At 39.8% G+C, this 22,902-nt stretch carries 14 protein-coding genes; all 14 read right to left on the reverse strand.

The features are described from left to right. Positions 1-2: 2 nt before the first annotated feature. Positions 3-395 carry a hypothetical protein gene (locus QF042_RS19605; protein WP_307531543.1) on the reverse strand — a complete coding sequence of 131 codons (393 nt, stop codon included), beginning with the start codon at positions 393-395 and terminating at the stop codon, positions 3-5. A gap of 116 nt (positions 396-511) precedes the next feature. Beyond that, a complete protein-coding gene (locus QF042_RS19610; RefSeq protein WP_307531545.1) occupies positions 512-2,020 on the reverse strand; it encodes a M60 family metallopeptidase in 1,509 nt (502 codons plus the stop codon). Positions 2,021-2,047: 27 nt separating this feature from the next. Beyond that, positions 2,048-3,250, reverse strand: coding sequence for a glycoside hydrolase family 27 protein (locus QF042_RS19615; RefSeq protein WP_307531547.1), 1,203 nt, complete (start codon positions 3,248-3,250; stop codon positions 2,048-2,050). A gap of 162 nt (positions 3,251-3,412) precedes the next feature. Next, positions 3,413-6,577, reverse strand: a complete 3,165-nt coding sequence (locus QF042_RS19620; RefSeq protein ID WP_307531550.1) for a glycoside hydrolase family 2 TIM barrel-domain containing protein — start codon at positions 6,575-6,577, stop codon at positions 3,413-3,415. A gap of 301 nt (positions 6,578-6,878) precedes the next feature. After that, complete coding sequence (locus QF042_RS19625) at positions 6,879-8,582, reverse strand: alkaline phosphatase family protein (RefSeq protein ID WP_307531552.1); 1,704 nt, start codon at positions 8,580-8,582, stop codon at positions 6,879-6,881. 12 nt (positions 8,583-8,594) lie between these two features. Beyond that, complete coding sequence (locus QF042_RS19630; protein ID WP_307531554.1) at positions 8,595-10,553, reverse strand: M60 family metallopeptidase; 1,959 nt, start codon at positions 10,551-10,553, stop codon at positions 8,595-8,597. A 17-nt stretch (positions 10,554-10,570) separates the two neighbouring features. Next, the gene (locus QF042_RS19635) at positions 10,571-12,232 is read right to left on the reverse strand and encodes a LamG-like jellyroll fold domain-containing protein (protein ID WP_307531556.1); all 1,662 of its coding nucleotides are present in this window, start codon (positions 12,230-12,232) and stop codon (positions 10,571-10,573) included. Positions 12,233-12,331: 99 nt separating this feature from the next. Beyond that, the gene (locus tag QF042_RS19640) at positions 12,332-14,014 is read right to left on the reverse strand and encodes a DUF5008 domain-containing protein (RefSeq protein WP_307531558.1); all 1,683 of its coding nucleotides are present in this window, start codon (positions 14,012-14,014) and stop codon (positions 12,332-12,334) included. 31 nt (positions 14,015-14,045) lie between these two features. Beyond that, positions 14,046-14,792: a fasciclin domain-containing protein gene (locus tag QF042_RS19645; protein WP_307531559.1), complete on the reverse strand. Its 747-nt coding sequence runs from the start codon at positions 14,790-14,792 to the stop codon at positions 14,046-14,048. 5 nt (positions 14,793-14,797) lie between these two features. Further along, positions 14,798-16,339, reverse strand: a complete 1,542-nt coding sequence (locus QF042_RS19650; protein WP_307531560.1) for a RagB/SusD family nutrient uptake outer membrane protein — start codon at positions 16,337-16,339, stop codon at positions 14,798-14,800. A gap of 13 nt (positions 16,340-16,352) precedes the next feature. After that, positions 16,353-19,511 carry a SusC/RagA family TonB-linked outer membrane protein gene (locus QF042_RS19655; protein ID WP_307531562.1) on the reverse strand — a complete coding sequence of 1,053 codons (3,159 nt, stop codon included), beginning with the start codon at positions 19,509-19,511 and terminating at the stop codon, positions 16,353-16,355. 35 nt (positions 19,512-19,546) lie between these two features. Next, positions 19,547-20,587, reverse strand: a complete 1,041-nt coding sequence (locus QF042_RS19660) for a DUF5007 domain-containing protein (protein ID WP_307531564.1) — start codon at positions 20,585-20,587, stop codon at positions 19,547-19,549. A gap of 10 nt (positions 20,588-20,597) precedes the next feature. Then, on the reverse strand, positions 20,598-21,272 hold the full coding sequence (locus QF042_RS19665; protein WP_307531565.1) for a hypothetical protein: 675 nt from the start codon (positions 21,270-21,272) through the stop codon (positions 20,598-20,600). Positions 21,273-21,286: 14 nt separating this feature from the next. Further along, the gene (locus QF042_RS19670; RefSeq protein ID WP_307531567.1) at positions 21,287-22,900 is read right to left on the reverse strand and encodes a RagB/SusD family nutrient uptake outer membrane protein; all 1,614 of its coding nucleotides are present in this window, start codon (positions 22,898-22,900) and stop codon (positions 21,287-21,289) included. Between the last annotated feature and the right edge of the window lie 2 nt (positions 22,901-22,902).

Genomic DNA, 22,902 nt, shown 5'->3' on the forward strand with positions numbered 1-22,902 from the left:
AACTAGTATGTAAATTTAGGTTTTCCGTTATCGCAGGTTACCCCTTTTGGCTGTATAACCAATGCACAATCTGAATACACGCCCCACTTTTTATTATAATCGGCTTGTAGTTTGGTAAATTGTTCTACCTTTTTCAGAAAAGTGCTTTCATCTATTTTTATGGAGTAAGCAATATATCCTGATGCACCTCCGCAAGCCTTAGATCCAATGGCGGTAAATTTCCATTCACCTGCGTTTTCACAGGTAAACTGTTGTGCGGCTTTTTCAATATCTTTGTAAAGCTTCTCCAATTCCGACTGATCGGCATTTCGCATGGGTTCGTCGCGATCAGTACAAGCCCACATCAAACTCATGATCAGCACGATTGAAGTTATAATAAATAGGATCCGTTTCATTATTTTTTTAATTTAACCTAAAACGAAAAACAAAATAGAAACGCTACATCCCTTGAGGCCTATGAGGTTTATTGGCAACATGCTGAAGAAACCTCATAGGTCTAGAAGCTTTACAGTTAGTTTACCGGAGGAAAATTATATGGTTTCCAATTACGAAGTCCGCTTAGTTCTTTCTGTGTTTCCTCACTTATTCCAACGCCCCAGGTGTTAAAAAACGGCGCTAAATTTCTTTTCACCACATTAGAATACGTTTTTACCCATAAATCGCGTTTTTGTTGATCATTTAAGCTGCCAATACCTGGTCCGATTTTTTGGTATTCTTTAAAAAAAGCCTTAAAGCTTTCCCATCCAAAACCTTCCTGCATTTGACGGAACATGATCAAGCCTAAAAAAGCATCACTTTTCCATTTTTCATAACTGGCACCTTCGGCAAAATATTTTTTCATCATCTTCTGTGTATTTGCACTTGATACACCCGTATGCGAATCGTCTCGTCCGCCCATTAACCTATCGAACATATAGATCGAAAAGAAGTTATTGCTTACTTCGGTAGTACCACCAAAAACCCAGTTCAAGTTTTGCATGTTATGGCCGATTTCATGGAAGAAGCCCCAATTCGCACCTCCTTTGCTTGGTTTCATCAATAACTCAGGGTTGGCCATAATTTCGTTCGAGAGCATTTTTCTCGATGGCGAATGATGAATCATGATCGGATAACCGCTATGCATGTATCCTCCACCAATATGCTCATCTGGTACCATCCGTTGTGCCCTGTAAAACGGCGCTGGCATATTGGCAAGGTCCAATTCTCCAAGTACAACTAAATCCCATAGTTTTAATACTTCTTCAGGATTTTTGATGGTTTGCAGCACACTATCAGGCAAAGTCAAAATCACATTTTCAGTAGCCATTTCCCCCCAGGGTGCTTTATTGCTTTTTAATTGATTTTCCCAATCGCTTTGCGTGCTTTTTCCCAACACAAAAAGTGGTGCAACAACGGCATGGCTAATTTTGAAGTCAATTTTTCTGCTTTCCGCTTTAGGTTTAATATTGATATAAATCAGGCCGCCAAAAGGTGAGGTCAATCTATTTTTTCCAATAACCAATTGCTGTTTCTTAGTTATAATTGGCATCCTGCGCCAATCTTCTTTGCCTGCTACCCAATAGTTCAAACGATCGCTATGCGCACCAATCTGAACTTCAAGTTCGCTAACATTGGTGTTTTTGGGTACATCAATTTCAATATACTCGCCTGCTTTTGCATATAAACCGGTACTATACATCGTAGCATTGTCATAACCCGAATACCCCAGGGTTGACACAATAGACACTAAACTATCGGCCATTTTTTTGTGTTCGATGCTTACCGTTTTATTTACAAACTGAAAACCCATTTTTACCGTACCTGGAAAAATCTCAGCTGATGGTTGTGCTTTGATATTCTTATAATCGGTACTTTTTAAAGTTTCATCGCTCCATTTGGCAATGGCTTTTCTAAAAACCGTGTCGTTTTTTGAAAGAGTGTGCTGTGGCGAGATGACAACCGTTGCAGGATCTTTTGCTGCATCCTGAGCAAAGCTGCTTAAGCCTGTTGCTACTAATGCAAGGGATAATAGTAATTTCATTTGTGTTCGGTTTGTTATTGAGGTTGGTTATACTTTTTTTAAGCGGAAAACCTTGGTTTCGTGAGCAGTTACTTCACCATTCCATTTGTTATTTTTGCCAATTACTTTATGCTGCCATAAGTCTTTAATTTCATATTTATCAGTCAGGCCTAATTCGACAAAATTTATTTTTGCCGTTTGACCAGATGCCGATTTATTTAAAATCGCGATGGCGAAGTCTCCATTGGCTAAAGGACGGACAAAAACATCCCAGATATCGGTTTTAATTTTTCTTTCAGCTTGTTTGCCTAAAGCATCCTGATTTAATGCAATTACTTCTTCATTTGTAAAAATGGTTTTTGCTTCATTGTCCATCTTACGGATATCGCAGCTTGCATATAACGGTGAATTAAGCATACTGTATAAACTCATTTGACTTTGATATTCGGCTTGGGTGCACCCTTTGCCGTTAAAAGCTGATGAAGGGCCTTTTGTACCGTGTAAACCTGCAACCAACATATCTCCATCATTCCATTTACCCGGACCAGAAAAATTAGCCAAACCAGCTGTTTTATCTACCACATCATAAATACCTACCCCACCCTTACCTTCTGTATCATTCCATTTATCTCTGATATCATAAGTAGTACGCCAGCTTTGTCCTCCAACCTGCGCTCCCCAGTTCCAGGGTTCTCGTGGGCCCCATTCACAAATTCCCAGCACAATATCTCTACCCGATTTGCGCAGCGCCTGGGCTATTTTGCCATAACGGGCTTTAGCAGTTTCAACATCCTCTGGGGCATTGCAATAGTCGTATTTTAAATAGTCGATCCCCCACGAGGCAAATGTTTTGGCATCCTTATCTTCGAAATTTAAACTTGCAGTGTAACCACCACAGGTTAAAGGAGCAGCATCAGAGTAGATACCCAATTTCATCCCTTTGGTGTGCAGGTAATCGGCCAGGGATTTAATGCCTGAAGGAAATTTCTTTGGATCGGCGATAATTTTGTTTTTATTATCGCGGCCACCCTGCCAGCAATCATCTAAAAAAATATACTGATAGCCCGCTTTCAACATTCCACTGGCAACCATTGCATCAGCCATTTCTTTAATATCTTTTTCGTTCGGATTTTCGGACATAATGTTCCAGCTCATCCAGCCCATCGGCGGTGTTGCAGCTAACTTTAGCTCTTGGGCAAAGCTAATTTGAACAAATAATAATAAGACAAAACAGATCTTGATAAATTTCATATGATTCTTTGATTAGAAAGTTCTTCAATTCTTTAGGAAGATAGTCGTCATTCCCGCGCAGGCGGGAATCTTATGCAATATAAACCTAGCGAAAGCATTAAGATTATCTTCGATGAGCACTGCGTGGTTCCCAATCAAGTTGGGAATGATGAACCATCTATATTATTTAACCGGTTTGATATAATAGCTATACTGGTAATCTTTAAAAGGAATCTGGTATTGGATTAATGGCATAGAACCCCAGCTATCTATCCCCTGAACACCTAACTGTTGCATATCCATATGCACATAAATCTGATTGCGTTTTACCAGTTCGCCAGAGTGGTATTGTTTTTTCTCGGCCTCGGGATCTAAATCTTCTACTGAATAGGGCAATGCATTAAAGTTCAATAACTGATCGGCAAATTCAAAACGTAAACCTTTACCTGCTTTATTAGTAAAAGTTACCCAACGTACATCGGTTTTGTTACCACTTTCCTGTGGGCGAGCATAAGGGAAATACTGATCAGAAACTGTTGATTGGTAAGTGCCAATTAACGATGCTGTTTTTCTATCTACATAGTTCTCGCCCGGACCACGGCCATACCATTGGATGTTACTGTAATCGTTTTTCAGCTGTAGATCGTTGCCGATACGCATTAAACTTTTGTAGTTGCCTGTTACTGCTTTGAATTGATTGTTTACTTTAATTGTTCCATCAGCAGATACATTAAATTCTTGTGTGGTTTCAGCATCACCTTTAAGTAAAGATGATTTAACGGTTAAAGTAAAACCGTCAACAGTTGAATTTACAGTAGATTTAATATTGCCTGTATTATTATCCTGGTACACATTGCGCCACATGCGTAATCTGGTATTTAAACCTGCGCCGATATCGTTATCAGTTGGTGCACGGTAAAAGCCTGGCTGTGGACCTGAAGCCAATAATTCTTGTCCTTTAGAAACATAACTGGTTAACGTTCCTTTAGTTAAATCGAAAGTAATCGTAAAATCGCTTCCTTTAACCACAGCTTTTTCTGCGGTTTGCTCAACTTTTAAAGCTTTTTTGTTTGCGGCGTAAACACTGGCTTTTGGTGAACCAGCTAGCGCAATTTGCTCGTAGGCAATTTCATACCCTTTTTCTAAAAATGGTTCATTTGTTTTTAAACGGTAATGCACATTTAAAAAATATTCTTTGCCCGCAGCATAATTCGTTTTAAACGGCAGGCTTAACATTTGTGTTTGACGTGGACCAATATTCAAATTGCTTACCACACCACTTTGAATTATTTTCCCATCTTCCAGCACTTCCCAATTGAGTTGTACATTGCTGATATCCTTAAAGAAGTAGCTGTTGTTTACATTAATCTGGTTAGTTCCATTAAAAGTAGTTTTAATATATTGATGTACTTTTTTCAATTCTACTGCCATTGGTGTCATGCCGCGATATGCGGTAACCACACCCTTTACGCAAAAATCGTTATCGCTAAAGTTTTCGTCAACGGGGTCACTTAGCGGGAAATCACCACCATAAGCCATAATGCGTTTGCCATTTTTAACGGTATCGATAGATTGATCTATCCATTCCCAAACGAAACCACCCTGTAGTTTTGGGTTGTTTTCAATGGCATCCCAATACTCTTTAAAATTACCCAAACTATTGCCCATAATGTGCGCATACTCGCTCATAATGAACGGACGTGTTTCTTTATCCTGTTTTGAATAACGTGGCAGATAATTCGGTGAAGGGTATTGCGGAACAATCATATCAGTATTGAAATCACTCTCAGCCCTTTCGTACTGTACCGGGCGGAAATCTTTTCCTTTAAGCCATTGGTAAGCTTCGTAAAAGTTAACGCCATTACCAGCTTCGTTACCTAAGGACCAGGTAATTACCGATGCATGGTTTTTATCACGCTCATACATTCTTGTAATACGCTCAAGGTGAGGAACACGCCATTGTTTATCGTTGGCAAATGAGGTTTCTAAACTGTAATAACGTCCATGCGATTCGATATTGGCTTCATCAATTACATACAAACCGTATTCATCGCAAAGTTCCATCCAATAAGGATCTGGCGGATAATGCGAATGACGAACAGCATTTACATTGAGCTTTTTCATCATTTCCATATCTTTTTCCATATCGGCATGGGTTAAAGTATGGCCTTGAGTGGCATTATGCTCGTGCCTGTTTACACCTTTTAAAAATACACGTTTACCATTAACCAATAAATCGCTTCCTTTAATTTCCACCGAACGGAAACCGACCCGTTGTGGGATCACTTCAATGATTTTATCGTTTTTATCTTTTAAAGTAATGTATAAAGTATATAAATAAGGAATTTCTGCCGACCAGTTTTTTACATTGCTGATCTGGGTTTTGAAAGAAAGATTGGTTTTATAATTACCCAACACTTTTTGAAGCGTAGTCGCATCTTTCCATACATTGTTCCCTTTGGCATCTACCAGATCGAGTGCTACATAAAAACTATCCGGACGACTATGATTGGTGCGTTGATCTATTTTATAATTTTCGACTGCTAAATCTACATTCAGCAAACCGTTGGTGTAAGTTGCATCTAATCCACCCACCACTTTGAAATCGCGGATATCTAATTTTGGTGTCGAGTATAAGTAAACTTCGCGCTCTATTCCCGATATGCGCCACATATCCTGGCATTCTAAATAACTTCCATCACTCCATCTGTAAACCTGTAAGGCAATGGTGTTTTCGCCTGGTTTAACATATTTGGTGATATCGAATTCTGCAGCTAGTTTGCTATCTTCACTGTAACCTACTTTTTTGCCGTTCACCCAGATGTAAAAAGCAGATTTAACTGCACCTAAACTGATAAACACCTGCCTGCCATCCCAATTGGTTGGAATATTAATTTTCTTGCGGTAGGAACCTACCGGATTATTATCAGCAGGAATATCGAACGGCGGGTTCATTTTTGCACCTGTTAACTGCCGGCCGGCAAATTCATAAGGTTGGTTTACATAAATGGGAAGTCCGTAACCATTCACTTCCCAGTTGGCAGGCACTTTAAAGTTGTCCCATGCTTTATCATCAAAATCTACTTTATAAAAATCTGCAGGCCGTTTACGTGGATCTTTTACCCAGTTAAACTTCCATGTTCCGTTTAACGATAAAAAGTATGTTGATTTTTCTTTCGCTCTTTTGGAGGCCAGTTCCTGATTTTCGAAGGCAAAAGCCGATGCCCGCATGGGTAAACGGTTAAGCGAAACAACTTCGGGCGTTTGCAGTTCGAAAGGTAAATCTTGTGCACTGATCTGCCCTGCAATAAATAAGGATGTAAATAAAATGGTTAATTTTCTCTTCATTTTGTGTGTATAATTTTGGTTTGTTGCTCCAAATTACTGAGGATTAAATGATAATGATAAAAATGTTTTCGCGCAAACGTTTGAGTTTTAAAGATGTTACCGAGGAGTTTATTTTATTAGCTTAACATGCTTCTCCTAATTTAAAAATTAACAGTCATTTTTTTTCACCATTAAGCAGTTAAGAAAATTAAGCCCTTGAGCGATACCTCAAATGATATGCAATACAGCATCACTATGCATTAAACAGAAAAAACCCTTTGCCACCAAAAGGCGGCAAGGGTTTCACTAACTAAACTAACTACTATTTTAAAAATTCTATTTCAAAGTTTTTAAGGTAAGGTTTACCATCGAAACCGAAATCAGAAAGAATATTAATATTCATCCAGTATAATGCTAAAGCTGATACATCACTCACCGTGGACGGAATGGATAAAGATGATGTTACAGGTTCTTGCGTTGTTCCGGGAGGATAAGAATTACCTAAATTAGCCCAGCTGTATACTCCAGAAAGCGACATGTTGTAACCCACAGGTGCCTTATTAAAAAATGTCCCCTCTGTTCCCTCATCCATTGGCCAAAAGCCAATTAAATTAGCATAATTGGGGTGTTTGGTGATGTCTTTTAAACCAATATTTGCTTTTATGGTGGCATCACTTAAAGCTACATTAAAAAAAGCTAGGTTAGCGCCATAAAATGGCGTAGGCGTGTCCGTGTCACCTTTTCTATGGCCAACTCTAAGTAATTCAGAAGTAGTTAAACTTTTTTTAGCTAAAATATCTGCAGTTGCTTCCAATTTCCCATCAATATACACTTTAAGCGATCTTGCTGTTGCTACCCCTGATCCATTAACGGTAGTATTAATACTCATTGTTAGTGTATGCCAGTCGGTACCAGGTGCTGTAGTGGCAACGATTTCTTGTTTTCCAGATCCTCCATTTGCTGACCCTCCTACGGTAACTAACCACTTGTCACCATAATGGCCCCATTGCCAACCCGTGATGGTTGAACCGTTCAAATTTGTACTCTTACTGAAGAAGGTTGGGTAATTAACGTTTGTACTATTAAATTTAACATCCATTTGAACAGTAATACTCTTCGTATCCCCAACGTCATAGAGATTATTGTCATTAGGTGCTTCAGCTTTCGATGTAGTGGTACCAAAAATAACTGGATTAAAACCCGATTTTTTTAATTCAAAAGGTTTAAACGCTGGGTTGTACACCAAGGTAAAACCGTTGGTTGGATTTGCACTACTACCGCCATGGTTACTGGTTACAATAACCAACCAATCTTCGTTGACATAGTTTTTTCTGGCTTTTAGAGCTGTCATAATATGACCAACATATTCATCAGCTTTAACAATGGCGTTTTTGTAGTTGGTATTGGTGGCTACATAACCCCCATTAGCACCTGCAGCTTCTACTTCTCTAAAATTAACAAAGATGGTACCCAGGCCTGTTTGGCTGTTCAGAATGCTTACTGTACTGTCTTTAACAGCCAAATCGGTTGATACCACTGGGGCAAAATCTGCATTTTTCATATAGTTCCGTAAATTGGCCCAAGGGGTAACTAAAGCGGTCTTTACGGATTTATATTGGGTAATATAATCGAATACATTCCGATAGGATACAATTGGTGCATGTTCATCATTACTTGAGCCAGCTGTACGTTCAAAATTATCTGTACTAATCTGATGTTTCACAAAACTGGTACCTGTTAACATTGATACCCATCCGGCTGCATCAGAGGCAGTTTTTAACGTATTATAGGAATATTTAGAATTCTTTTGCAGCGCTGTAATGTTGGTTGGTGCAACAGTTTGTAATTCTGCTCCTGTTAAACCATCAATGCTGATCACCAAAATTTTGCGTTGCCCAGCCGATAGAGGCTTGAGTTCTTCGTATATCGCTGGCGGATTAGCATATTTTTTGCAGCTAGCAAACCCCAATATGCCTATTGCGCAAACACAAAAGATTATATTATATATTTTATTGTTCGTTTTCATAATAAAGCGCCATTAAGGTTTAATAAGGTTACACTCTGATAAGTTGGCATATACAGCATTCACACCGCTTTTGATTACCACTTTGATAAACTTGGCACTAACATTTCCGCCTGGAAAGTTAAAATTGTAAATTGCAGTATTTTGGGGTAAAGTGGTAGTACCTACGCTTACAAAATTTACATTATCGGTACTGCTCAATATTTCTACATCTTTTACATAACCACCACTATTATTTTGTCTTTGTGCAAAAGTTACCCCTTTAACCGCTATAGGAATGGGTGATCCTGTACCTAAAACAATATTAATAGGGTAACCTAATGTGTTTGTTGCTGTTGCTGTTCCATAGTTTGAATGCCAATAAGATGCTGCAGAAACTATACCATCAACCAGGGCAGCAGTTGTTCCATCGCCCGATTGAGCTGAACTTACTGATACCACTGTAGTGGTATAAGTAACTGGCCCGGTTCCGCCTGTTTTAGTTAATGGGTTATAAGTCCATAAAGCAGTTTTTAGGGTTGGGTACTTGGCATTCACCTTCGCCACTACAGCATCGCTGATTAAAATCCCCCATGCGCCGAAAAATGGCGATAAATCCGTTTTAGTATAATCAGACAGTTTTTCGTAAACGAAATTATGTTTGGTAATGTCGTTAGTATTTAAACGCTCTGCATGGCGGGCCTCCGTGTATAAATAAGTCATTGCACCATATCCGTATTTTTCAAAAATCTGCACAAATGGTGTCATTTTCATAAATGGTGCCTCATCTACAGCGTTCATGGCGGCATCAGTATCAAAATTTTTGGTACCAGAACCACTCGCATAAGTAATTGCCTTAGGAAAACCGCTCGAAACTGCTGGATGCAGGATATTATAATTGGCTCCAATCCTATTGGCTACTTTAAAGCTGAATAGATTATTAGTGGTTTCGCCCAAAGTACTCCAACTCCAGATACTTCCCTGCTGACAGTTGTGACCAAACTCGTGATAAGTACCCCATTGACCAGAACTGGTGGTAATCGAATTTAAACTGGTAAAACTGGCAAACCAATAAGAATCGTTCAGGCCTACAAAAGGAAAACCAGAGTGGCCATAACCAGCGCTAAGCTGAATATCGAGTATGCCACGCCATTGACTTTGCGGGCTTCTGTCTCTAATATCGACGGCATTATCTGATAAACCCATCCAGGCATTATAATCGAGATCGAAAACATCATTCCATCGGGTAAATACAGCTGTAGGATTTGTAAAAGGTTCGCTAGAATTAAAAGTAGCCATTACCTTATCTCTGGGGATAGTAAAAATAACACTTTTAGCCCTTAACTCTAACCAAGGAACCTGTGAGGCTTTTACCTTGGCTACCCAATCAGCATCGTTGGTTTGGCCCAAAATAAAATCGGGCGATACTACAGCACCAGTAATGGTGAAAGTAATCGGATTAGGGTAAGCGAAGGAAGCTAAGATGTAAATATGTCCACCATAAAGGTTACGGATATAATTAACGCCTGAAACCAATTGCTTTCTGTTGTAAATCACGGGATCGCGTAATAATGGCGATTTACCAGCAAGGTTATCAGTATGCGCACCAATTTGTACGGTTAACCCATCAACTCCTGCTGGCACCACAATTTTGATCAATTCTCCAGGAGCAGCATAATAACCCGTGCTATATTGCGGCGATGGCGCAACCGAAATCCTTAAATTCTGTGCCGTTTGATCGGTAAAGTTAAGATTAAGTGTAAACTGGGTATCTTTTACCCTAGGCTCCGATTGATCTACCAAACCAGGAAATACCCTTGCCTTGGCATACATCGATTTATCGATCAATTTCATATTGGTATCGATCGTTCCGTCGGCCGCATTCTGTGAATTATCCGGATAACCATCCGGAACCTCATAACCATATTTTTTACAAGCAGTAAATGCAAGTAAAAGAAATAGGCCAAATATTTTAGTTAGCTGATTAAATTTCATCTTATCAATATTTAAAATTAATTAGTTGGTAATGATACAGTTGGACTGTATACTCTACCGGTTAAACCCCACTGGCTGGAAACAGCAATATTTAACCAGTTGTAAATCAACACCGGAATATCTACACCGTTTGGAACAGCGGTGTAGGCTGCTGGCGAAATATCAGGTGAGATATTAGGAGAAATTTCTTCGAAATTGGCAAATGCTACATTACTACTATAGGTAAAATTATTTCCTTTACCCGATTGATCAAGCATTACAGTACCGCTTGTCTCGTTCCCTGGCCAAAAGCCTAATAAGTTGTTAAAAAATGGAGTACTAGGCTTAATCTGTGTTCTCATGATCGCGGCTACATCGGTAGCAGACAAGGCCACATTAAACAAAGCTACATCTCTAATTAAAATATTGGTTTGGGTATTACCATCGCTTCCAACGTTACCACCCAGCCTGAGTGGTATGCTGTTATCAATATTTTTTCCGTTTATAGACCCTGAATATCTCGTTAAACCATCAACATATAACGTAAGTGTTCTTACTGCATTTAGCAGGCTTATAGTAAAGGCTACGGTATGCCAGCGTCCATCACGGATATCGATACCAAAACCAGGACGTGGACTACCGCCCCAATCTAACTGCGCGGAGTTAGCCCCAAATAAAAAGCCCCACCCTGTTGAGGTAACAGAATCGAAAGGACCTCTTTTTGCCAAAAACATTGGATAATAATTCGCCTGCCCGTAATCGTCTCTAAATTTGAACATGAAAGTATAATCTCCAGTAGTACCAAAATTGCCTAATGTGGTGCTGTTTTGTGTAGCGGTAACATTTGAAGAGGTAGTAGCCACAAAACGAGGAGCCGTACCTACAAATGGGTAACTGCTTGGATCAGGCTGCGTAATCTGTACCGACAAAAACCTTGGATTATAAAAAGCGATATAAGCATTTCGGGAAGCATCATTAAAAATATTTGAGCCCGGAGTACCACCAGATGGTCCGCCACCTTTATTAGAAGCAATGATCACCAACCAGTTTTCTCCCGCATAACCTTTTCTGGCTTTTAGCGCCGTTAGTATCTCACCAATATAACCATCAATATTTTTAATAGCAGCTGCATAAGCAGGTGTACCAGCGGTATAACCATTGGCTGCACCTGCAGTTTCGGCACTATGAAACTGTGCAACAACTATAGACGGGCTGTTGGTGATTAACTCGGTAACTACTCCTGTTTTTACCGCGGCATCATCGGCTACGGTCTGTTTTACGGTTGCATCGGCCGCCAGTTTATCATTAAAAACTGAAGTTGATGCGATAGAAACCGTCCTTGCGTTGATAATCGAACTGTTGATGCGGGTAAAGATAGTAGGTGTATTTTGTAAGTTTAAACCCGCAAAATCTTCGGTGGTTACATGGTGTTTGGTATAATCATAACCTGTTAACATCGTTGTCCAGGCAGATGCATTGGTAATCACATTGTATTTGTTATCGGCCAAACCATCATAGGTATAGGTAGCCTTTGCATTAATTTGAGCTAAATTGGTAGGTGCGAGTGTTTTTATTGCCGCACCTGTTACGCCATCTAAAACAATATAAAGTACCTTTTTCCCTGCTCCTAAACCTAATGTATCGTTTCTAAAGTTTTTCGGCAATGTATTTTCAAAATCCTTATTACACCCAGTGGCCATAAGGAATAACCCAAATACCATGGCCGAGGCCAAAATATTTTAAGGTTGTAGTTAATGTAAATCCTTTTTTCATCTGTTATTATATTTGAAATATATTGATCAATTAGAAAAATTAAGACGCAACAGGTTGTGGGGCAACGTACCATTGAAACGTAGAATATTGCCCACTAAAATTACCTGCGAGCCATTTGAGATCGTGGTTTCTACCATATCGTAAATAAAACCTTGAAAACCACCTGTATTGTTATAGCCAACCGCCAACTGTCCATTGGCTTCCAATACCATAAAACCCTGGCGCAGATAATCGCCATATTTATTAAAAGAGCCGGCTACAATTATTTTTCCGTTGTTAAGCTGGCCAACAAAATTAGTAATGCCACCTGTTACCGCCTGGCCATTAAAGGTAGTTACATTAGAGCCATCAGCATTTAACAGATTAAGACCCGAGGCCGCTTTACCATTAAAACTCGTAAAGGAACCTCCTATCACAATTTTATTCGTGGTAGCGTTGTATCTAATGGAAAGAATATCGCTATTGGCACCCGAGCCTACGTTAAAGCTATTATCAACGCTGCCATCCAGGTTAATCCTTACAATTCTATTGGCCTGTACCCCATTAAACGTGCTGAAAGTGCCTACTAAGATTAATTTCCCGTCTGTTTGCATCATAGCATCTAAGATAACACCGTTCGCACCTATAGCACTTTGACGGGTAGATTTGTTATAATGGAAAGTAGAATCCATGGTACCATCCATATTTACCCTTACCATCTGGCGCATCCTCGTATTATCGTAAACCTTCTCATCATAACTAGAATTTGGCAGATACATGCGTTTGTAGTTATTAAAGTTGCCTACCAAATAAACCTGTTCATTAAATACAAAGGTTTTTCTAACAGCGCCATCCACACCGGCATTAAAGGCACTCACAGTATCACCATTTTTATACGTTTCCTGTGGTTTTGGGTTAATTACATCCCTGAGGATCAAACTATCTAAGCTTCCATTAGTGTTTAACCTGGCCACATTGTTCAACGTTTGGCGGTTTGTACGTGTAGAATTAAAGCTGGTAAAACTTCCGCCGATAATATATTTACCTGCCTGGGTTCCGGTTTGGATCCTGGTAATCGAGTTGATATACTTCTCAGCCCCACCAACTCCTTTGCCAAAACTAACGCCACTCGTTGAGTATGTACCATCTCCCAAAATTTGGGCTATGCCTCCAATGGGTAGCTTTTCGGTTCCTTTTAATTCAAAATCGTTAAACGCGCCACCCAGGAAAAAGTTACCACCTGGTAATGCCTCAATATCATATATGGAGCTATTACCAAAGCCATTGGTATTATTTGTTGCCCCATTAACTACTTTCCAGTTGGCATCAACACTTAGTTTGCCACCTACTTTTACTATTGGACCAAAAAAACTTTGCCCTTGTGAGGTAATCCACATACTGCCTGTACTGGCCGTTAGCGGAACCTTGAAAGTTAAGGTACTGTCGTTTGTAGATGCAGGAACCACTTCGGCTTCAATTTCATTTACATACACCTTAAAATCGCTGATGTATTTATTCAGTCCTTTTACCCTTACGCTTAAAACATCACCAGGACTTACAACATCTGGTTCAATTGTTTTAGAAATAAAGGTAAGATCCAATGGTTTCTTCCCTCCGGCATAAGGGTCTTCGGTAAGTCCTTTTTCTTTTTGGCAAGAAACAATAGCCGTTGTTAAGCCTATGGCTCCAAACAAAAACAGCTTAAATTTATATTTTATGTTAGTTAACATTTTTATTCAATTTTCGGATGAGATAATAGACCTATGGTGTTGGTGGATTAATACCTGCAGATATGGCCTGCTCGATAAAAACATTTGTATTAAAGCCGAAATTATGCTGGATTTTATTTAATACATGTAATACACCATTGGTGGGCTGTATATCAGATGTGGCGACCGGAATATTGACCAATGATACCTGTGGATTGGACAGATCGGGAATATAGGCTAGATACAATTGACGGTAACCAGCATAAGCCACCCTCGAAAGTACTTCTCCTTTATCGCTGAGCACCACTGCGTCATTAAAGATCACCCCTACATTCATGATCCTGCCACCATAGGAAGTATAACCCTGGCCAGGGAAAGCGAGATAAGATAAAGTATCGCGCTGTGGATAATCTTTTAAGCGGCTGGCGCCTTTGAAGATATATTGCGAAAGTATATTCTTCCATACCGCCGGTTTTATCTGCGATAATTGGGAAACGGTATCTTTACCCGTTACCCTTAATTCGATGTTCAAGCGCTTGATAGATTTAAAGATGGATCCACTTGGTGGCGCAAAAAATGTAATATTCTCTTTGCTTACTACGTCAGCTAAACCAGCCAGTTTAATAACCGTTAAAGTCGAATCGAAAAACGGTTTCTTTTCTTCCATGTACTGCATCATATTTCCATTATATTTTGCCTCATGAACCCCCGTTTCCATATAGTATTTTTTGCAGCCGGTTAAAACTGATAATACACAGATTAGTGAAAACAGCAGTGTTTTATAATTTTTCATCATCATATCTATTAGTTCCAAAAATTATTACCGATTAAATTTGGGTTCGCACTACGCTCGGCAGCAGTAATGGTTAATGGCCATGTCCACGCCCCTGCGTTTAGATTAGCTACCGACATTGGCGATCCGGTGAAATCGGAACTGATTACTCTTTTCGTTCTGACCAGGTCAAAATAGAATTGTCCTTCACCAATCAGTTCCCTGCATCTTTCCCTATAAATTTCATCCTTCAAATCCTGTCCATCCTGGATAATAAGGGGTGCGTTTGCAGCTATGGTTACCCTATTCGCAAAATCTCTTGCTCCACTTTCATCACCAAGTTCGGCCAGGGCTTCGGCAGTTAATAAATAGCAATCAGGCAACCTGAAAATAATGGCGCTATCATCACTTGTTACCGATATCGCATTACCTGATCCTGTTGTATAGGTATTCGCGAATTTTTTAAACTGGAAGGATCCAGATTGAGCATCGTAATTCTCGAACCAGGTGGTTATCCTGGCATCAGGAGAACCCGGGGGATAAAGCTTACGCATATAGTTGCTTGCGTAATACATTGAACTTGATGTTTTGGTTACATTACCTTGATACGGAAAGTGTGAAAAATAATAAGAGTAGCCCGCCGTTAACGAAAAGCCTTCTCCATAGTTAAATTCCTGTAAAATGCCGAACAGGTTTTCACTGCTCCTTCCTTTAAAAATCTTTAATGTATTTGCAGGTGTAATGGGCAGTATCTTGTAATTGCTGTAAGTATCCAGTTCGGTGGCCAATGTTTTTACGGCTTCGTAATATTTTGTTTTAACATCGGTATCCCAGGCGGCGGCCCACATATTTAAATGCATTAAAAGTGCAACTGCCGATGCCTTGGTAGGTCTGAAACCATTAGATGTAGCATCGTTGTAAGCAGATGGCAAATCGGCTTTTGCCGTAGTCATATCTGCAATACACCTGTTCATTACGGTTACTTGTGGTGTTCTGCCTAATGGGCTGCTATGGTAGGCATCAGTGTAATAAACGGCATCACCAAATAACTTGCAGATAAACATATAACTCAGGTTACGTAAGAATACAGCCTCGGCTTTATATCTTTTTTTATCAGCATCTGGCAAACTCGATGATGGCACCTTATCTACTTCGAAGTATAAAATATTTGATGCTGCGACCACATCGTACCATTCTTTCCAGCTCATGATGTTTTTCATCATATCACTAAACCTTCCGCTACTGGCAACAATAGCTTTCATATTGTTGTTGGCCAATGAATTAAAAATGGTAGAACCATCACCACTGATACCACTTGCAACTACATTATTACCCCGGACTTCTAATGCGGGGAAGAATGCCCGGTCGTCCTCATTAAAGAAAGTGGGCGTACCTGCCACTTTTGATTTTAACCTTGCGTAAATGCCGTTTGTAAATCCCTCTACATCTTCGCGTGTTTTCCAAAAGTTGTTCCCACTTTGTGCTTCGATGGGTGTCACATTTAAAAACTTTTTGCAACCAACTGTGGTAAATACCAGTGCGGCAAACAGGATTATATATTTTGTATTTTTCATCTGTCTAATTTGTTTAAAACTCAATGTTTAAGCCTAGGGTAAACTGTCGCGGAGAAGGATAACCTCCTGAATCATCTCTACCCAAACTGGTTACATTTTCAGGGTTAGGCCCAGAGTAGCGCGTGATAAAACCAAGGTTGGCGGCAGTAGCATTTATGCTTACCCTGTTCATCCCTAACCTGCTGGTAAATTTTTTATCGAAGATGTAATACACTTTAACTGAGTTTAACTTAAAATAAGAGCCATCTTCCTGAAATGCCGTTTGGTTTAATCTAAAAGGATCGATGATACGTGCACGGACAAAATCCAGCGGATTGGCATAGGTTGCAGCATCACCAGCTGTACTCCAATAGTTTAGCTGATCTAACGGCACCAAACTACCCAACTGATTAAAATTAGTATAGTTCTGTAACTGCTTACCCAATGGGTTATTGATAATATCGCGGATCAGGGTAAAGGAAGTATTGACCTCTACACTCCAGTTTTTCCATTGCAGGTATGAAGTGAAACCCCCGGTTATCTGCGGCTGCGAATTACCAGCAATAACCCTATCATTACCATCAAGCACGTAATTTCCATCCAGATCGGTAAAAACAGGATCGCCTGCTTTAAAATAATTTAAGCGGCCGGTACCTCCCACGCGGTAGGGCAAACCGGTATTCGGATCAACAGGAACCTGAGCATTGGTAGAATATACTCCTTTTGTATTGTACAGATAATTCGATAATGAGTTGATACCTAAACGGTAATAGGTGTCCTGTTGTAAGTCTTTATCATAATAAATATAGTCTCTTAAACCATCAGGCAATTGTGCCAGAATTTCTCTGTTGATGGCTAAGTTTGCAGATATTGTCCACTTAAACTGGCTATTAGGACTTAATGGGCGGGCTGTTGTTTGAAATTCCCAACCATAGTTTACATTACTGATCTCATTAGAAGCAATGCTTCCAAATGAATTGGTACTCGAAATATCCTTGTATTTGAAAATATTGTCGTTTTGCTTGTAATAAGTATCAAAAACGAATGAAAAACGGTTTTGGAACAAGCTAAAATCAACACCAGCATTATAGGTAGTTGCTTTGGTAGGCTGCAAATCTAAATTCGGCAATCTCGCTAGGTCTAATATAACCGAGTTTGCATTATTGTAACGATTTCCACCTACATATTTACCATAACCATCAAAAATACCACCTACAGGCTGTATATTAGAGCCATAACTTAAACGGATATCGGCATAATCAATCCATTTGATGTTTTCCATAAACTGTTCTTTATTAAAGTTCCATTTTAAGGCTATGGATGGATTGGCAATGTAACGGGCATTTTCGCCATTAGCCGAGTTGGCATCCAAGCGATAATTAAGGTCCAATACATATTTTTGTCTGTAGTTGTAAGAAAATGCACCAGCAAAAGCAACGCTTCTTACATCGGTATAATCTATTGTTCCACCTAACGAGGTCAGGTAATCGGTCATATTAGTTAAAGGGCCCCTTAACTGATCGTTAACTCCCCTCTCGTTCAAAATAGCATCTGCTTTAAAAAAGCTGGAGTTCATTTCTGTAAAGGCAAATAAGTTGAAATTATGCGCATCTTCTCCGGCAGCATCCTTTAAACTATATACATAAGAGAACTGGTTACGATTGTATAACTTGGTAGCACGGTCGTTATAGGTATAATATTTCGATTGGTTGCCATTTAATGCCGCCGGCGAAAAATTATCTTTTGTACCCGTACTATTGGTGTAGTTTAAAAATGTAGAAATCCTAAAATTCTTAAAAACCTCGTATTCAGCATTAATGGTCGCAAAAGTCTGTAGTGACTTATTGTCATTATCGGTTTGGAGCTGAGCTAACACGCCACTTTGTGATGAAAACAAGGAAGGTGAAGGCAATAAACTGGATGCGGCGCCTGTAGTGGCTAAACCGCTATTCAGCAAGCCATTGCCGCTACCCGTTTGCTGTTTTTGAATGGAATTTTGTAGCTGACCAACCAATTTAAATTTAGGGGTTGGGTTATATTGCATGTTCATATTCAGGTTGTACCTGGAATAGCCTGTATTCTCCTGGATCCCGGTTTCATCATAAGCACCCACACCCACTTTATAGTTGAAGGCTACATCACCACCCGAAATGCTCACATTGTGGGTTTGGTTAAATGTGTTTCTATAAAAATAGGATTGCCAATCTGTTGAGTTATTAAAGTAAGCATTTAAGCTATCAGACAAAATTGGTGATGAGTTGACCATATCTATCGCATGGTTATAACTGGTATCATTCTGCAAAATCTGCCAGATACGCAGATCCCTTTCACCTTTACCTCCAATAACGTTACGTAACTGAGGTACCATCGAAAAGAATGATGCACCATTATAACGTACAACCGGCACTTTTGAATTACCGCGTTTGGTGGTCACCAAAATTACCCCATAAGCTCCTCTCGATCCATATAAAGCTGTTGCGGCCGCATCTTTTAATACCGTAAGGTCTTCTATATCTTCTGGTGGGATCTGCGAAATAGGCGATACACCTGGCCCAGCCTGTTGAAAACCATATGAATAGTTGGTATTGTCATCAACAGGTACCCCATCAATTACAAACAGTGGCGAGGTTGGGGTTAAGAAACTAGAGCTTCCGGAACCAGATATGTTAATGTTAGAGATACCACGTAAGGTAATAGAGCCCCTAAAACCTGGTGCACCAGTACTGTTCTGGATGTTAAGACCAGCAACTTTACCCTGTAAAAGCGACATGACATCACTTGCGGGCTGCCCCTGGATATCTTTACCCGAAATGGTTACGGTGGATCCTGTACTTAAGGTTCTTGTTTTGGTTTGATAACCTGCAGTAACCTGTACCTCTTTAAGCGTGGTATTATCACCCTGCAAGGTTAGGTTAATAGTAGTTCGGTTATTTACCTTTACCGTTTGGGTGATATAACTTAAATATTTAAAAGTAATCTCTGCATTTGATGCTACGGTTACCCTAAAACGGCCGTCGCCATCGGTTTGGCCCAAAACCCTGCCACCACTTAAAATACTTACGCCGGGCATGGTTTCCTTCTTTTTCGATTCACCATCATAAACCGTACCCGTAACCGCTATTTGCTGTTGAGCGAAGGCAAGATTGTGCAAACCAAAAATCAATAAAATTACTATACTGTAAAAATACTTCATTGGAAATATATTTTGTTTTGATTTAGTTAGTTCCATCAGTCGTTATCAAATTTTGGTTTATCAGTCTTAAACTGGAAAATAATTTCCCAATCGCCCTCCTCATAGATCTTGAAATTTAAGGCCAGATAACAGTGAAGTAAAACAGCGCCAAATGCCTGCCTGTCAAATCTGAATACTACCCTCGCTGCACCACCATCTTTTGTGGTAAATTTTGTAGGGTATGCCGTTAATGGAACCGGGTAAGCCACATCGAATTTTACTTTGCTGGCGTCTTTTACCATATTAAAACCATGTACCAAATTGCCCCAATCGGTTAAGGCGAACTTATTCGGATCGATAACCTGAGCGAGCGTATCTATAAATTTGAAACTGATGCTATGCCCCGAATAGCCAGGTAAACCTTTTGGCAGTTTATTGAACACAACCTGTACATCACGGGAAGTCAAATATTGATTGGTTCTGGTACCTGTAATAAACATGTCTGAGGGACTAACAGAGGTGGATGTTCCCTGCCCAGTTACCGGATCAAGTGGCGATGGCTCATATGGGCGTTCACGCAGCGGACTTAGACGAAAGTTTTGAAAATATTTTCTTCCTCCGGTATTCGACATTTCTACATCAAAAACATAACCCGAATCTGGCTGGGCCTTAATCATATTGGAATTGGCCTCTGCCCACATTAAAAACTCGCCAGAATGCGGACGGACTTCGAACAAAGGGTGGTTTTCGATTATTCGCTTGGCCTCAATTTCGGCTAGCGATTTTTCCGTACCATCATAAGCTGTTTTCCATACTTTTACCGGGTACAACTTAGTAAGTTCGGGAGCAGGCTCGCCACCAAAGGTGCGCATGTTTACAATTTTAAAATCTAATGGCCTGCTCGAATTGCCATAGGTAAAGATGTTTGTAAATAAAGTATTCCTACCCAATGTAGGTTGATATATAAACTGTGTATACTGACTATCGTTAGCGATAGACAATCTGTTGTCAGGTAAATTTTTCTTACACGACCCCAATAAGAGCATTATGCCTGATAGCATAATTCCTATGGTAAGGATGTATTTATTAGTTTTCATCTTCATAAGGCTATTGGTCTAATCTGTATGTAAATTCATCAAACCCGAAATTGTGCAGTGGGGTTAAAATGTTAATGGTCGCGTTATTGGTTTTGATATTAATGGCGTTAGTGCTGGTGGTAACCCAATTGGTTTTAATCGTTGAACCATACATATCGCTGTACTCGAGTGTTGTGGCACCCCCACCTACAAAACCTGAAGCATTTGATTTTACAGCTTTAATGTGCATGGGATAATTAAAACCTATTGCATTTAGCGAAATGCCATCTACACTGCCAGCATAAGCATCCGCAGTTTTATTCCCTCTGATGATATACTTGGTAAGCATATACAATAATTGTTCGGGATCTCCTGTTTTTAAATAAATAGGGCCTCTTCCTTCTGCTTTTCTGTATTGGTTTAAATATTTAACCGATGCCGCAAAATTTTCATTTACAGGTGCAAAAAGGGTAATCTGTTGATTGGTTAGCGAATCTTTCAGAAAAGGGAAACGATCCAGTACCAATAACAGCGAATCGAAAGTATTCGGCTTCGACTTTAAATAATCCAATGCCGTTCCTTTAAATGTTTGTACCGTATTGGTATAATCGTAATAAGCCGAGTCGTTTTTTTTGCAGCCACTTAAATAAGTGCCTATAACTGCCAGTAGCACAAAAAGGCTACACTTATATAATTTCTTTTTCATGATCTTCTAATTGATTATTGCCAGTATGCGTTTTGGGTAACCAATGGATTCGCATTGATTACATCTTGTGATACCGGCCAGTAAATGCCGCCCATACTTTCAAATTGCCTGAATGTAAGTGGTGTACCATTTCTCTTGATAAAGGTTCCGGTAGGATTTTTAAGCCGGTTAAAACGTACAATATCATACCATCTCCAGCCCTCTCCCATTAACTCTCTTCTGCGCTCTTCAAAAATAGCATCAACTAAATTTTTGCCTGATGCCGGATCGTAAGGATCGGTACCTCTTAAATTAGATGCTTTATTTAATGCAGAAATGGCTTCATCACGCTGACCTAATGCGGCGCATGCTTCGGCCCTCAGCAGGGTAACTTCCTCTATCCGGCTAAACAGCATGGTAGAACTAAATAGGGTTAAATTACCTGAGGTTTGAGCGGTATAAATTACCTTAATCTTGTTAAAAATGGGTTGTTCAGAAGTGAAGTTGTAAAAGTAATTGGTTCGGTATAAACCATTTACCGGATTAACACTAAACCTTAAATCATAAGGGTCGGTAAATATTTTAAGAATACTGTCTTTTGGTACAAACATCTCCGGCTGTGCCTTCGGGATAAAAGGTGATGCCAGGGTTAATTGTTCGATATGCCCATTTGCTGTTGATAGACCGTTACCCGCCTCGAACGGGAAACCCACCAATACCGTTGCACGTTTAAAAGCGAATGGGCTATAGTAATTTACATTCTCTGTTAAGGCATCCATATCCAGATAAACGATACCGTTAGAACCACTTCCGTTTGATTTGGTATAGTTATCGAGCACAAATTTTGTATAAGTAGCTGCATCCAGATAATTGCCCTGCCAGGCAGCAATATGGCCTAAAATAATATAAGCTGATAGCCTGGTAAAGATGTTTCCGTTCCAGCTTGACCAACCTGCACCGTAATAAAGCCCCGGAAGAATTGGATCATCGCCACCATATTTAAAAGGTACCACCTGTGCCGCAGCCAATAATTCGGAAGTGGCAAACTGAAGTACTTTATCTTTACCTGTTCTTGGCAGTTTAATAAAATCGCCATCATGAGAGGAGGTTAGCAAAGGTACATCGCCCCAAATCCTGACCATGTAGAAATAGGCAAAAGCCCTTAGTATTCTGACCTGCGCTACATCTACATTGTTGTTTATCTGCGTGTAACGCGAATCTAAAGGTATAATCTGTTTTGAACGTTCAATAAACAAGCTTGCTGCATTAATTACAGCATAAAACCTGCGCCAGTTGGTAATTCTGTTAATTACCGGATACTGTGCATTTAATTGTCCAATAACTATCGATTTTAAGTCTGCCCTATTGGTAATCTGAAAGTCGCCCTGACGTAGATCGCCCATTAACCAATGAGTATTGTCAGAAACCGTAGCCGAACGCATCAGGCCATATACCGAAAGTAGATTTGCCCTGGCATCTTCAAGTGTTTTCCAGTTGCTTTCTTCGGTAGCCAATCTGGTGGATTGTACATCTTCAATTTTCTTACACGAGAAATTGCCGATACCAACCAAGCTTAGTAATAAAGCGAGCGCAACCATTCGGCAGATGCTCATTTTATAATTAGAATATTTCATATTAATTATGGTCATAT

This window comes from Pedobacter sp. W3I1, from assembly GCF_030816015.1.
Taxonomy (GTDB): domain Bacteria; phylum Bacteroidota; class Bacteroidia; order Sphingobacteriales; family Sphingobacteriaceae; genus Pedobacter.